12 protein-coding genes are annotated in these 13707 nt (G+C 59.0%); 9 read left to right on the top strand and 3 right to left on the bottom strand.

What is annotated here, in order from left to right; genetic code table 11:
* Positions 1-25: 25 nt before the first annotated feature.
* Together moeB and K1X80_RS20755 are read right to left on the bottom strand one after the other, a co-directional pair.
* On the bottom strand, positions 26-1888 hold the full coding sequence (gene moeB / locus K1X80_RS20760) for a molybdopterin-synthase adenylyltransferase MoeB (protein WP_198792186.1): 1863 nt from the start codon (positions 1886-1888) through the stop codon (positions 26-28).
* 26 nt (positions 1889-1914) lie between these two features.
* A complete protein-coding gene (locus K1X80_RS20755) occupies positions 1915-2808 on the bottom strand; it encodes a DMT family transporter (RefSeq protein WP_162947804.1) in 894 nt (297 codons plus the stop codon).
* 160 nt (positions 2809-2968) lie between these two features.
* Here K1X80_RS20755 and K1X80_RS20750 point away from each other — a divergent pair, with 160 nt between their 5' ends.
* On the top strand, positions 2969-4393 hold the full coding sequence (locus tag K1X80_RS20750) for a PLP-dependent aminotransferase family protein (protein WP_198799613.1): 1425 nt from the start codon (positions 2969-2971) through the stop codon (positions 4391-4393).
* 139 nt (positions 4394-4532) lie between these two features.
* Here K1X80_RS20750 and K1X80_RS20745 read toward each other — a convergent pair whose 3' ends face one another.
* A complete protein-coding gene (locus tag K1X80_RS20745) occupies positions 4533-5351 on the bottom strand; it encodes a pyruvate, water dikinase regulatory protein (protein ID WP_032863389.1) in 819 nt (272 codons plus the stop codon).
* A 178-nt stretch (positions 5352-5529) separates the two neighbouring features.
* Here K1X80_RS20745 and ppsA point away from each other — a divergent pair, with 178 nt between their 5' ends.
* The 8 genes from ppsA (at position 5530) to K1X80_RS20705 (ending at position 13657) form a co-directional block, all read left to right on the top strand.
* Positions 5530-7905 carry a phosphoenolpyruvate synthase gene (gene ppsA / locus K1X80_RS20740; protein ID WP_029298284.1) on the top strand — a complete coding sequence of 792 codons (2376 nt, stop codon included), beginning with the start codon at positions 5530-5532 and terminating at the stop codon, positions 7903-7905.
* Between the two features lie 99 nt (positions 7906-8004).
* Positions 8005-8994, top strand: coding sequence for an alpha/beta fold hydrolase (locus K1X80_RS20735; protein ID WP_057960344.1), 990 nt, complete (start codon positions 8005-8007; stop codon positions 8992-8994).
* Between the two features lie 229 nt (positions 8995-9223).
* Entirely contained in the window at positions 9224-9715 is a 492-nt protein-coding gene (rraA, locus tag K1X80_RS20730) for a ribonuclease E activity regulator RraA (protein WP_029298280.1), read from the top strand.
* 23 nt (positions 9716-9738) lie between these two features.
* Positions 9739-10734, top strand: coding sequence for a zinc transporter ZntB (locus tag K1X80_RS20725; protein WP_057439526.1), 996 nt, complete (start codon positions 9739-9741; stop codon positions 10732-10734).
* Positions 10735-10819: 85 nt separating this feature from the next.
* Positions 10820-11065 carry a hypothetical protein gene (locus K1X80_RS20720; RefSeq protein ID WP_038442312.1) on the top strand — a complete coding sequence of 82 codons (246 nt, stop codon included), beginning with the start codon at positions 10820-10822 and terminating at the stop codon, positions 11063-11065.
* Between the two features lie 2 nt (positions 11066-11067).
* On the top strand, positions 11068-11892 hold the full coding sequence (locus K1X80_RS20715) for a mechanosensitive ion channel family protein (RefSeq protein WP_057439525.1): 825 nt from the start codon (positions 11068-11070) through the stop codon (positions 11890-11892).
* Positions 11893-11978: 86 nt separating this feature from the next.
* Positions 11979-12569 (top strand): RNA polymerase sigma factor SigX, encoded by a 591-nt coding sequence (gene sigX / locus K1X80_RS20710; protein WP_057439524.1) that lies wholly within the window; start codon positions 11979-11981, stop codon positions 12567-12569.
* Between the two features lie 107 nt (positions 12570-12676).
* Positions 12677-13657, top strand: coding sequence for an OmpA family protein (locus tag K1X80_RS20705; RefSeq protein ID WP_057444927.1), 981 nt, complete (start codon positions 12677-12679; stop codon positions 13655-13657).
* Positions 13658-13707: the final 50 nt, after the last annotated feature.

Here is a 13707-nt window from a genome sequence, read left to right as displayed (position 1 = left end):
CAGATAAGTACCCCCAGGCCTGTGATCAGTACAAAGGCATGTCGGGTTCGACGTCGCGCACCCAATGTTTCATGCCGCCTTCAAGCACCCGGGTGTTGGCAAAGCCAGCGGCTAGCAAGGTGCTGGCGGCCTGCTCGGCGCGGATGCCGGCGTAGCAGATCAGGTAGTGGGTGTTGTCACGGCTGAGCGTGTCGAGGTGCTCGTCGAGCTGGGCCAGGGGGATGTGCACCACGCCGGGCAGTTGGCATACCTCCAGCTCGCTGGCGTCGCGCACATCCAGCAGGATGTCGGCGCTGCTGCGCTGCTCCAGCAACTGCTTGAGCATCTGGGGCTTGATGTAGTGCTCTGCGGCCAGGCTTGGAGCGCTGCGGATGGCATCGGCACAGACGGTGGCTGGGGGCTGATGTTCTTCACGCAGGTCGGAGCAGCACGGGCAGTCGGCGCGGCGCTTGAAACGGATTTCACTGAACTTCATGGCCAGGGCATCAAAGCGCATCAACCGGCCGGACAAGGACTCGCCCAGGCCGATCAGCAGCTTGATCGCCTCGGTGGCCTGGATCATCCCGACCACGCCGGGCAGTACACCGATGACCCCGCCAGCACTGCAATTGGGCGCCAGTTCCGCCGGCGGGGCGTGGGGGTACAGGCAGCGGTAGCAGGGCCCGCCCTGGTAATTGAACACGCTGATCTGGCCGTCGAAACGGTAGATCGCGCCATACACCAGCGGCTTGCCCAATTGTACGCAGGCATCATTGACCCGGTAGCGGGTCTCGAAGTTGTCCGTGCCGTCGATCACCAGATCGTAGTCGCCGACCAGTTCCAGGGCATTGTCGGCGTTCAGCGCGGTGTCGTAGGTGTTGATCCGGATGTGCGCGTTGAGGTCCTGCAGCCGGCGCTTGGCGGATTCGACCTTGGGCAGGCCCAGGGTGCTGTTGCCATGCACCACCTGGCGTTGCAGGTTGCTGCTTTCCACCACATCGAAGTCCACCAGGCCCAGGGTGCCGATGCCGGCAGCGGCCAGGTACAGGCTGATGGGCGAGCCCAGGCCGCCGGTGCCGATGATCAACACCCTGGCTTTTTTCAGGCTCAGTTGCCCTTCGCGGCCGACACCCGGCAGGGTGATATGGCGCACATAGCGCTGCACTTCCTCGTTGCTCAAGGACTCGATGTCCATGCCGCCGGAGGTGGCGAGCAGCACTTCGATTTTTGCTTTTTCGGGCAGCGGCTCGTCGGGGCCGATCAGTTCTTCCCCGGCCGTGAACAGGAAGTGTTCCTTGAGCCGGCCGTTGTTCTCGTGGAACAGGTGCGCCCGCAGCTGCGGGTAGCGGGCACAGAGGCCTTCAATGACTTCGCGCAATGTCGATCCGGCACCCTCGAGGGTCGATTCTGGCAACTTGGCCACACGGGCCAGGATGTCGGGGAAAGAGACAGCGTTCATGTACAACTCCGTTTGCAGGTCGTTGAAGGGGTTGAGGGCGAAGTGCGTGCCATCCCAGGCAAACAGCTTCGACCCAAGGGCCTTGCCCTGGCGGACATCCACCACCAGGTAACTGACGGGGTAGATCGGTTCCCCCATGTAGAGGGCCTTGTCCTGATCCTCGTCGCTGAAGTAGGCACCGACATCCGGGTGGGAGTGGTAAATCACCACCACCGGGTTGTCCGTGCGAAAGGCCTTGTTCATCAGCAGCGTGTCGGTCACCGAGAAGGTGTAGCCGTTGGCCGCGCTGCGGGGGTAGGCCTCGGGGTTCTTGCGGTGCAACTCGTTCTGGATATTGCTGCCCAGGTACACGCTGCCGTCGGCAAAGACAAAGCCGCAGCACTCTTCGGGATAGGTGCTGCTGGCGTGGGCGTAGATCTGCTCCAGGGCGGTTTGGCGGAGGACTTCCATGTTTCTCTCGCGTGGTGGGTAAAGGGTCAATTGGGTTTTGCCAGCAGCTTTTCGATCGGCAGCTTGGTGATTGCAAAGCCGGCCAGCAGGATCGCCGAATACAGCATCAGGTCCCGGGACAGTTCCAGGCCTTCGTACCAGGCACCGATGATCACGGCGAACACCGGGAAAATAATGAAGACGAACGACAGGATGATCGGGCTCAGGCGCTTGAGCAGCATGAAGTACACGATAAAACCGCCCACCGACGCTACCAGGCCCAGGTAGAACAGGGCGCTCCAGGACCGCAGGGTGATGGCCTCGAAGGTCGGCGATTCAAACCAGAGGCCGGCGACGAACAGCATCAGCCCGGCAATCCCGATGGGCAGGGTGTTGTAGGTGATCACGCTGATGGCGCTGCCTTTTTGCTTGGTAATGACATAGCACAAGGCATGCATGATCGCGGCGGTCAGAATCGCCAGTACGCCGAAGAACTCGGCATGGTCAAGGTGCAGTCCCTGACTCTTGAGGATCATGTACAGGCTGCCGAAACCGATGCCGATCCCGATGACCTGGGAAAAGTAGATGCGCTCGCGTAGGAACAATGCCGAGAAGATCAGGATAAACACTGGCATACAGCTGAACAGCAGGGCGGTCAGGCCGGACGAGACGTGCATCTCGCCGTAGTTGAGCAGGTAATACGGAACGCTGAAGTAGCACAGGGTCACGAACACAAAGAACCAGCGGCTCTCCCGTGGAAACAGGATTGGTTCGCGCCGCACCAGGGCAAAGCACAGGAACAGCGGAAAGGCGATGAGGAAGCGCAAGCCCGCCGAGGTCAGTGGCGGCACGCTTTCCACCGCGATCTTGATCCCCAGCCAGGTGGTGCCCCAGCTCAGGCAGACAATCAGAAACATCACACTGGTGATCAGGCCAGCCAGCCATTGTTTGTGGTTTTTGGTTTTTTCGGCATTTTCGATGACGGCGGACATTGGCATTGTTTATTGCTTCCCTGAGCCGGAATTGAACTCTATATTGAACTTGTAATTAGAGGTTTCACCCGGTGAATGAACCCGTAAAAGCACACTATTAGGGCGAATGATGGCTGTCAAAACAAATATTGACATGGTGTCAATCATGCGAGAGGGACTGTCCAATGGGCAGGGTGTGAAGTACAAGCGCCTGTCAGATGTCATGGAGCGGGGCATCCTCGAAGGCTTGATCGAACCGGGGCGCAAACTGCCCCCTCATCGGGTGCTTTCCGACAATCTGGGGGTGACCATCGGGACCATCAGCCGTGCCTACGGTGAACTGGAACGCCTGGGCCTGGTGGTGGCACGGGTGGGCGACGGAACATTCGTGCGCAAGCGTGGGATGGAGCGCCAGCGTGACGAAGGCTTTCGCAACGTCAGCGAGGAGCCGCGGCAGTACTTCGATATGAGCCGCAATATGCATATCCCTGGGCAGGAGACCACGTTCCTGGCCCAGAGCTTTGAAACCCTGGCCACCAATGCCAAGTTCCTGCAGGACATCAGTGCCTACACCCCGGACGCCGGCTTGCCCCGCTACCGCGCGGCAGGTGCGCAATGGTTGGTGCAGCGCGACTTTCATCCGATTCCCGAGCAGGTCATCTGTGTCAATGGAGGCCAGCATGGGTTGCTGTGCGCCTTGATGGCGTTGGTGCGCGCGGGCGACACGGTGGTGACCGAGCAGTTGACCTACCCCGGCCTGATCACCGCCGCGCGGATGCTGGGCATTCGCCTGATCGGCCTGGAAATGGATGAGGAAGGCGTGTTGCCAGCAGCCCTGGAGGAAGTCTGTCGTAATCACCGGGTGGCCGCCCTGTACTGCACGCCGACCATCCAGAACCCGACGACGGCGGTGTTGTCGGTCGCCCGCCGTGAGGCACTGGTCAGGGTGTGTCGCGAGCACAACCTGCTGATCCTCGAAGACGAGGCCCACGGTGTGCTGGTGCAAGATCGCCCACCACCCCTGAGTCACTTTGCCCCGGAGCGCACGATTCTGATCAGCAGCCTGAGCAAGGCCGTGTCGGCCGGCTTGCGGGTGGGGTATGTGCATGCGCCACCGGCGCTGGTCAGCCGTATTTCTGCGGCCCTGCGTTCAACCTGCTGGATGGCCACGCCGGTGACCCTGGAGCTGGCCACGCAGTGGATTGAAAACGGCACGGCAGAGCATCTGCTGCGTCAACAGGTCAGTGAAATCAGCCGCCGCAAGGCGTTGGTCGAAGACCTGCTGAGCGGCTTGGAGTACCGGACTCACCTCAACAGCCCGCACTTCTGGATTGAAGTCCCGGAGCCTTGGCGGGCGTCGGAAATCGAGGCTGAACTCAAGCAGAACAATTACCTGATCGCCACGGCAGAAGCGTTTGCCGTAGGGCAGACGGCGGTGCCGCAGTTTATTCGGGCGAGTATCTGCAATACGTCTGAGGATGATCAGTTGCTGAGGGCCGGATTTGATGCGCTGGCTACGGCGCTGGGGCAGGGGGGGGGCCGGTTCCACCTGTAAATGTTGTGGCGAGCGGGCTTGCCCGCGTTGGGCTGCGCAGCAGCCCCAAAACCAGGCCCCGATGAGTGTCTGGTGTACCGTGTTCTTCTCTATTTAGGGCTGCTTCGCAGCCCAACGCGGGAAGCCCGCTCGCCACAGGTTATTTGAAGCGCCGCTCAACACCTTTTTCAACAAGGATCTTTGCCGAAATCTCTTCCACCGAAAAGTGCGTGGAATTGATGTGCGCAATGTTTTCCCGGCGGAACAGATTTTCCACTTCCCGCACCTCGAACTCGCACTGGGCATAGCTTGAATAACGGCTGTTGGGCTTGCGTTCGTTACGGATCGCCGTCAGCCGGTCCGGGTCGATAGTCAGGCCAAACAGCTTGTGCTGATGGGTGCGCAGCACCGCCGGCAGTTGCAGGCGCTCCATATCGTCTTCGGTCAGCGGGTAGTTGGCCGCACGGATGCCGAATTGCATGGCCATGTACAGGCAGGTCGGGGTCTTGCCGCAGCGCGACACGCCGACCAGGATCAGGTCGGCCTTGTCGTAGTAGTGGGTGCGGGCGCCGTCGTCGTTGTCCAGGGCGAAGTTGACCGCCTCGATCCGCTCCATGTAGTTGGAGTTATGGCCAATGGAATGGGACTTGCCCACGGAGTATGAGGAATGTTCACTCAGCTCCTGTTCCAGGGGCGCGAGGAAGGTCGAGAAGATGTCGATCATGAAACCATTGGAGGTCGCGAGGATCTCACGGATGTCCTGATTGACGATGGTGTCGAAAATGATCGGGCGCATACCGTCTTTTTCGGCGGCCAGATTGATTTGTTGTACCATGGCCCGCGCTTTATCCACGTTATCGATATAAGGCCGGGTGAATTTGGCGAAGGTGATGCTTTCGAACTGCGCGAGCAGGCTTTGACCCAGGGTTTCGGCGGTAATGCCGGTGCCGTCGGAGATAAAGAAAGCAGATCGTTTCATTTGAGCCTTGGGCCTTAAGCTGATGACGAATCTTGGATATGATAGGCGCGGTTTTGCCGTCCCACAGTGGGCTGCATTCTCACTTATTTTCCAGGTCCAGGCCACAAACGCCGGTAAATGCTCCTACTGAGCCACCGGCGCCCTGAGCTTTTCCAACACAGTTAGTGGAGAGATCACCTTGGTAGAGTACGTAGTTTCCCTCGATAAGCTCGGCGTCCATGATGTAGAGCATGTGGGGGGCAAGAACGCATCCCTCGGCGAGATGATCAGTAATCTTGCGGGCGCTGGTGTTTCGGTGCCCGGTGGTTTCGCCACCACCGCCCAGGCATACCGCGATTTCCTCGAACTGAGCGGCCTCAACGACCAGATCCACGCTGCCCTGGACGCGCTCGACGTCGATGACGTCAACGCCCTGGCCAAGACCGGCGCACAGATCCGTCAGTGGATCATGGAAGCCGAGTTCCCCGAGAAGCTCAACGCAGAAATTCGCACCGCCTTCGCCACCCTGTCGGCCGGCAACCCGGACATGGCTGTCGCCGTGCGTTCCTCGGCCACCGCCGAAGACTTGCCCGACGCCTCCTTCGCCGGCCAGCAGGAAACCTTCCTGAACATCCGTGGCGTGGAAAACGTCATCCGTGCAGCCAAGGAAGTATTTGCCTCGCTGTTCAACGACCGCGCCATTTCCTACCGTGTGCACCAGGGTTTCGACCACAAACTGGTGGCCCTGTCTGCCGGCGTGCAGCGCATGGTGCGTTCGGAAACCGGGACTGCCGGCGTGATGTTCACCCTGGACACCGAATCGGGCTTCCGTGACGTGGTATTTATTACCGGCGCCTACGGCCTGGGCGAAACCGTCGTACAAGGCGCGGTCAACCCGGACGAGTTCTACGTGCACAAGCACACCCTTGAAGCCGGCCGCCCGGCGATCCTGCGCCGCAACCTGGGCAGCAAGGCTATCAAGATGATCTACGGCGACGAGGCCAAGGCCGGTCGCTCGGTGAAAACCGTTGATGTCGACAAGGCCGAGCGTGCGCGTTTCTGCCTCAGCGATGCCGAAGTCAGCGAATTGGCCAAGCAGGCGATGATCATCGAGAAGCACTACAAGTGCCCGATGGACATCGAATGGGCCAAGGATGGCGACGACGGCAAGCTGTACATCGTCCAGGCCCGCCCGGAAACCGTGAAAAGCCGTACTTCGGCCAATGTCATGGAACGCTACCTGTTGAAAGAAACCGGCACCGTGCTGGTGGAAGGCCGTGCCATCGGCCAGCGCATCGGCGCGGGCAAGGTGCGGATCATCAAGGACGTGTCCGAGATGGACAAGGTCCAGCCAGGTGACGTGCTGGTCTCCGACATGACCGACCCGGACTGGGAACCGGTGATGAAGCGCGCCAGCGCCATCGTCACCAACCGTGGCGGGCGTACCTGCCACGCGGCGATCATCGCCCGTGAACTGGGGATCCCAGCGGTTGTCGGTTGTGGCAACGCCACCCAATTGCTCAAGGACGGCCAGGGCGTTACCGTTTCCTGCGCCGAAGGCGATACCGGCTTCATCTTTGAAGGTGAGCTGGGCTTCGATATCAAGCAAAACTCCATCGACGCCATGCCCGACCTGCCGTTCAAGATCATGATGAACGTCGGCAACCCCGATCGCGCCTTTGATTTTGCGCAGTTGCCGAACGCCGGTGTGGGCCTGGCCCGCCTGGAATTCATCATCAACCGCATGATCGGCGTGCACCCCAAGGCCCTGTTGAACTACGACGGCCTGCCGGTGGAAATCAAGGACAGCGTCGACAAGCGCATTGCCGGCTACAACGATCCGGTAGGTTTCTACGTCGAGAAGCTGGTGGAAGGCATCAGCACCCTGGCGGCGGCGTTCTGGCCGAAGAAAGTCATCGTGCGCCTGTCGGACTTCAAGTCCAACGAATACGCGAACCTGATCGGCGGCAAGCTTTACGAGCCGGAAGAAGAGAACCCGATGCTGGGCTTCCGTGGCGCCTCGCGTTATATCAGCGAAGCATTCCGCGATTGCTTCGAGCTTGAGTGCCGCGCCCTCAAGCGTGTGCGCAACGAGATGGGCCTGACCAACGTCGAGATTATGGTGCCCTTTGTGCGCACCCTGGGCGAAGCGAGCCAGGTCGTTGACCTGCTGGCCGAGAACGGTCTGACCCGTGGTGAAAACGGCCTGCGCGTGATCATGATGTGCGAGCTGCCGTCCAACGCCATCCTCGCCGAAGAGTTCCTGGAATTCTTCGACGGTTTCTCCATCGGCTCCAATGACCTGACCCAGTTGACCCTGGGCCTGGATCGCGACTCCGGGATCATCGCGCACCTGTTTGACGAGCGTAACCCTGCGGTCAAGAAGCTGCTGGCCAACGCCATCCAGGCCTGTAACAAGGCCGGCAAGTACATCGGGATCTGCGGCCAAGGCCCTTCCGATCACCCGGACCTGGCCAAATGGCTGATGGAACAGGGCATCGAAAGCGTCTCGCTGAACCCCGATTCCGTGCTGGAAACCTGGTTCTTCCTGGCTGAAGGTCAAGCCTCGGCGTAATTGCCATTTGCCGGCCAGCCAGTGTGGCAGGCCGGCATTTCTCATTCTGTACAGGGCGGAACTCCTACCGGACGCCGCCCTTTTTTGTGCAAGAACATTATGCAAAGCAGCAGCAACCTGTTTCCCGTCGCCTTGATCAGCGCTGAGCGTCGTGGCGACCTGAGTGAAGATGTCTATCGCCTCAAGCCTGGCAACAGCCCGGATGGCACCGTAGAACTGGCGGTGACACGCCTGGGCCTGGCCGATGTCGCGCAAAGCCGTGGCATACCGGTGGTGTTGGTGCATGGCAGCTTTTCCAATCGGCGGTTCTGGTATTCGCCCAAAGGTATTGGCCTGGGGGCGTACCTGGCGCGCCAGGGCTTTGATGTGTGGATCCCGGAGATGCGCGGCCACGGGCTTTCCCGACGTAACCACGACTACGCCAAGAATCGCGTCGCCGACTATGCTCGTTACGACTTGCCAGCCATCGCTGCTTTTGTGCGTGAGCAAAGCGCGCAGATTCCGCACTGGATCGGCCACTCGCTGGGTGGTACGACTTTGGCGGCAGCCTTGGGTGGCCAGTATCTGGGCGCGCCGGCTGTCGCGTCGGTGGCGCTGTTTGGCTGCCAGGTCAGTCGTACTTACTGGCCGTTGAAAATTCCGCCGGTGGAGTGGGGAGGGCGCTTGATTTTGAAGCGTTTTGCCCAACTCTCCGGTTCGCGGCTCAAGCGTGGGCCGGAAGATGAGCCCATCGGCCTGGCCTTGGAAAGCATGCGCTGGCACGGTTTGTTCGGGCGTTTTGGCGATGCCGAGCGCGACTGGTGGAAAGGCCTGGCTGAGGTCGATGTGCCGCTGCTGGCAGTGAGTGCCGCAGGCGATCATCAAGACCCGGACTGGGCCTGCCGCAAGCTGTTTGACCAGGTCGGCAGCGAGCACCGCCAATACCTGTGCCTGGGGCGCAAGCAGGGGTTCAGCGGTGATTTCGGGCATGTCGAAATGCTGGTCAGCAAAGCCGCCCAGGCCGAAGTATGGCCATTGGTGCAGCGTTGGTTGAATGATCCACTGACACCTTTGGTCGGCTCGCAGGCGCCTGTGCTCGAGAGCGTCTGAGAAAAGGCTCTGCCAAGGGCGTTTCACTCGCGGTGGCTTGCGGCTAAGATATGACGCTTCGGGATGTTTTGGTCATATTCAGTCGCGCAGTGGCTATTGCGTTACGGTCTGGTGGGTCTGATCATGGTCGCCTGCGCAGTGGCAGGGCTTAAAGAATGCCCCTTGCGATGCGTTTTCCTGATGTAGCTGTGGATGTTCGACACCTTCTTTCACCGACAGGAGCTTCTCGATGAACCATTACGTTACCCCCGACCTGTGTGACGCCTACCCGGACCTGGTGCAGGTGCTGGAGCCGATGTTCGCCAACTTTGGTGGCCGGGACTCCTTCGGCGGCCAGATCGTGACCGTCAAGTGTTTTGAAGACAACTCCCGGGTCAAGGAACAGGCTGAGCTGGACGGCACCGGCAAAGTGCTGGTGGTCGACGGTGGTGGTTCGCTGCGCTGCGCCTTGCTGGGCGACATGATTGCTGATCGAGCGGCGAAAAATGGCTGGGAAGGCTTGGTGATCTACGGTTGTGTGCGTGACGTTGACGTGTTGGCGCAGACCGACCTGGGCGTGCAGGCCCTGGCCAGCCACCCGAAAAAGAGTCATCGCCAGGGTGTGGGCGACCTGGGCGGGGCCGTGACTTTTGCTGGCGTGACATTCCGTCCGGGCGAATATGTCTACGCCGACAATAACGGCGTGATTGTTTCGCCCAGCCCGCTGAAAATGCCGGAATAACCGCAGTAGTCGATGGGGTGAGGATGTTCGAGGAAGAAAACGCGCAGTGGGGGCTGGTGCATGCCCTGGTGCTGGACGGTAAAGGTGGTGCGCGTTCGATTGCCCGGACCGAGCTTGACGACCTGCAACTGCAGCCCCAGGAAAGCCTGTGGCTGCATTGGGACCGCAGTCATCCCCAGACCCAGACCTGGTTGCGCAAATCCAGTGGCCTGAGCGAATTCGCCTGTGACCTGCTGCTGGAGGAGAACACCCGCCCGCGGCTGTTGCCGTTGCCGGACGACGAATTGCTGCTGTTTCTGCGCGGGATCAACCTCAATCCGGGGGCTGAGCCGGAAGACATGGTGTCGGTGCGTATCTTCGCCGCGGCTGAACGGGTCATCTCCCTGCGTCTGCGACCCTTGCGCGCCACCGACGAGTTGCTGGTGCAGTTGGCGGATGGAAAAGGCCCCAAGAGCGCTTCCGAGCTGATCTTGTACATGGCGCAGTACCTGACTCATAAAGTGCAGGATCTGGTCAGCGACCTGTCTGAAATCGTCGATATTGAAGAAGAAAAACTGGATGCCGACGAACGGTATACACCGGAACATGGCAACGTCCTGCAGATCCGTCGGCGTGCTGCTGCGCTCAAGCGTTTTCTGGCTCCGCAGCGGGATATTTTTGCGCAACTGACACGTATAAAATTGCCCTGGTTTGTCGATGACGATGCCGACTATTGGAATGAATTGAATAACAGCCTGACCCGTTACCTGGAAGAGCTGGAACTGAGCCGGGAGCGCGTGGGGCTGGTGCTGGAGGCCGAGGATCGGCGTTTGAGCGTGCGTATGAACCGCACCATGTACCGCTTCGGGATCATCACCGGGATCTTTTTGCCGATGAGTTTCCTGACCGGTTTGCTGGGGATCAACGTCGGGGGGATTCCGTTCTCCGAGAGTCCTTATGGATTCGTGGTGGCCTGCCTGTTGATGCTGTCGGTGGCCCTTGGACAATGGTGGTTGTTTCGACGTTTACGCTGGGTTTGACCTGAACGTGACCTGAACGGTCGGAGGGGTCATGTGACCCGACGAATTTTGCCCTCGTCTTTTAATTCACTTGCGAGAGGTCCCTATGCACGATCCGTTTGAACAGTCTTTGCGTGACATGCTTAACGCTTCGCCGTCCAACCGTGACGACGATGCTTGCCTGGGCCGCGTGCTGAAAACCGCCAACCGCCAGGTAGGCGCGGGCGACCTGTTTGGTCTGCTCGGCCGCTGGGTGCCGGCACTGATGATGGCGCTGAACAATGGTTCGGCCCATGTATCACCTGTTTCTCGTCGTAAACCTATTGCTCGCACTGCTGATAAGGCTGATTGAATATGGAACTTGATCTCTGGACACAGAGTCTGGTCACTGCAATGACTGCGTTGTGGACCAAGGTGGCGAATTTCATTCCCAACCTGTTTGGTGCGCTGGTGCTGGTATTGCTGGGTTTTGTCGTGGCCAAGCTGCTCGACACCCTGCTCTCCAAATTACTCGCCAAGCTGGGCCTCGATCGCCTGATGGCTGGCACCGGGTTGACCAAGCTGCTGGGGCGCGCCGGGCTGCAAGTGCCGATCTCTACGCTGATCGGCAAGATCGTCTATTGGTTTGTTTTGCTGATTTTTCTGGTTTCTGCGGCGCAATCACTTGGACTTGAGCGAGTTTCAGCTACGCTCGACATGCTTGCGCTGTATTTGCCGAAAGTATTCGGCGGCGCGCTGGTGTTGCTGGTGGGTGTGTTGCTGGCGCAACTGGCCAATGGGCTGGTGCGCGGCGCTGCCGAGGGTGTAGGCCTGGACTATGCCGGCGGCCTGGGGCGAATTGCCCAGGGCCTGGTGATCATCATCAGTATTTCGGTGGCGATCAGTCAACTGGAGGTCAAGACTGACCTGCTTAACCATGTGATTGTGATCGTTTTGATTACCGTTGGTCTGGCCGTTGCGCTGGCCATGGGGTTGGGAAGCCGGGGAATTGCCGGGCAGATTCTTGCGGGAATTTATGTGCGTGAGTTGTATCAGGTGGGGCAACACGTGCGTGTTGGCGAGGTCGAAGGGCAGATTGAAGAGATCGGTACGGTGAAAACCACGGTGCTGACCGATGATGGCGAACTAGTGTCGCTGTCCAATCGGGTTCTGCTGGAACAGCAGGTCAATAGCCGCTAACCCGGTAACCCTGCTAATGTACGCCGCCGCAAACCTGGGTATCCAGGCTGTGGCGGACATTGACCTGACTGTCGGCACGACTTGTTTTGAATAAAGCCCAAACGCTGTCCACGCGCTATGACCCCCGTGAGCTCTCTGATGAGGAGTTGGTCGCGCGCGCGCACACGGAGCTGTTTCACGTAACACGCGCGTACGAAGAATTGATGCGCAGGTATCAACGCACTCTGTTCAACGTTTGTTCAAGGTATTTAGGGAACGATCGTGATGCGGATGATGTCTGTCAGGAAGTGATGCTCAAGGTGTTGTATGGCCTGAAGAACTTCGAGGGTAAATCGAAGTTCAAAACCTGGCTCTACAGCATCACGTACAACGAGTGCATCACGCAGTATCGTAAGGAACGGCGAAAGCGTCGCTTGATGGACGCGTTGAGCCTTGACCCCCTTGAGGAGGCGTCTGAAGAAAAGACGCCGGCACCCGAGGAGAAGGGCGGGCTTGATCGCTGGTTGGTGCATGTGAACCCAATTGACCGGGAAATTCTGGTGCTACGATTTGTCGCAGAACTGGAATTTCAGGAAATTGCTGACATTATGCATATGGGTTTGAGTGCTACAAAAATGCGTTACAAACGTGCTCTTGATAAATTACGTGAGAAATTTGCGGACAGTACTGAAACTTAGTTCGGTGCAAATATCTCTTACGTGTAGGCAAGTTCTGTTAGACTTGTCGCCGAGTTGTCCCCCGGTATGTGGGACTGCTTTACAATCACCAGATGGGGATTTAACGGATGAAACTGAAAAACACCTTGGGCTTGGCCATTGGTTCTCTTATTGCCGCTACTTCTTTCGGCGTTCTGGCACAAGGCCAAGGCGCAGTTGAAGGCGAGCTGTTCTACAAGAAGCAGTACAACGATAGCGTCAAGCACATCGAAGACGGCTTCAATCCTGGCGCTCGCATCGGTTACTTCCTGACCGACGACCTGTCCTTGAACTTGTCCTACGACAAGACCAACCACACCCGTTCGACTGACGGTACTGGCAACCAGAAGATCAAAGGTGATACCGGCAGCCTCGTTGCTCAGTACCACTTCGGTCAAGCTGGCGTCGACTCCCTGCGTCCATACGTAGAAGGTGGTTTCGGTCACCAGAGCCGTGGCAACGTACGTGCTGACGGCCACACCGGTCGCGATCAGACTACTTTCGCTACCGTTGGTACCGGCGTTAAGTACTACTTCACCAACAACCTGTACGCTCGTGCCGGTGTTGAAGCTGACTACGGTCTGGACAACGGCAAGTGGGACTACTCCGCACTGGTCGGCCTGGGCGTAAACTTCGGCGGTAACGCTGGCGCAGCTGCTCCAGCTCCTACCCCAGCACCAGCTCCAGAGCCAGTTCCAGAGCCAGAAGCTCCGGTTGCTCAGGTTGTTCGTGTTGAGCTGGACGTGAAGTTCGACTTCGACAAGGCCGTTGTTAAGCCTAACAGCTACGGCGACGTGAAAAACCTGGCCGACTTCATGGCTCAGTACCCAGCTACCAACGTAGAAGTTGCTGGTCACACTGACTCCGTCGGTCCAGACGCCTACAACCAGAAGCTGTCCCAGCGTCGTGCTGACGCTGTTAAGCAAGTCCTGGTTAAAGATGGCGTAGCTCCTAGCCGTATCACTTCGGTTGGTTACGGCGAATCCCGCCCAGTTGCTGACAACGCAACTGAAGCTGGTCGCGCTGTTAACCGTCGTGTAGAAGCGTCGGTTGAAGCTCAAGCTCAGTAATTACTGAGTGCTAGAAAAAAGCCCGGCTTAGGCCGGGCTTTTTTTCGCCT

Source organism: Pseudomonas sp. So3.2b (assembly GCF_019464415.1).
GTDB lineage: Bacteria > Pseudomonadota > Gammaproteobacteria > Pseudomonadales > Pseudomonadaceae > Aquipseudomonas > Aquipseudomonas shahriarae.
This window is presented reverse-complemented; position numbering and strand designations above follow the sequence as displayed.

What these genes read in the sequence shown, in the direction of transcription:
- K1X80_RS20725 (WP_057439526.1), top strand. Translation starts at nt 9,739, where the DNA reads ATGTTCGAGGAAGAAAACGCGCAGTGGGGGCTGGTGCATGCCCTGGTG.
- rraA (WP_029298280.1), top strand. Translation starts at nt 9,224, where the DNA reads ATGAACCATTACGTTACCCCCGACCTGTGTGACGCCTACCCGGACCTG.
- K1X80_RS20750 (WP_198799613.1), top strand. Translation starts at nt 2,969, where the DNA reads ATGGCTGTCAAAACAAATATTGACATGGTGTCAATCATGCGAGAGGGA.
- K1X80_RS20715 (WP_057439525.1), top strand. Translation starts at nt 11,068, where the DNA reads ATGGAACTTGATCTCTGGACACAGAGTCTGGTCACTGCAATGACTGCG.
- K1X80_RS20745 (WP_032863389.1), bottom strand. Translation starts at nt 5,351, where the DNA reads ATGAAACGATCTGCTTTCTTTATCTCCGACGGCACCGGCATTACCGCC.
- moeB (WP_198792186.1), bottom strand. Translation starts at nt 1,888, where the DNA reads ATGGAAGTCCTCCGCCAAACCGCCCTGGAGCAGATCTACGCCCACGCC.
- K1X80_RS20705 (WP_057444927.1), top strand. Translation starts at nt 12,677, where the DNA reads ATGAAACTGAAAAACACCTTGGGCTTGGCCATTGGTTCTCTTATTGCC.
- K1X80_RS20735 (WP_057960344.1), top strand. Translation starts at nt 8,005, where the DNA reads ATGCAAAGCAGCAGCAACCTGTTTCCCGTCGCCTTGATCAGCGCTGAG.
- K1X80_RS20720 (WP_038442312.1), top strand. Translation starts at nt 10,820, where the DNA reads ATGCACGATCCGTTTGAACAGTCTTTGCGTGACATGCTTAACGCTTCG.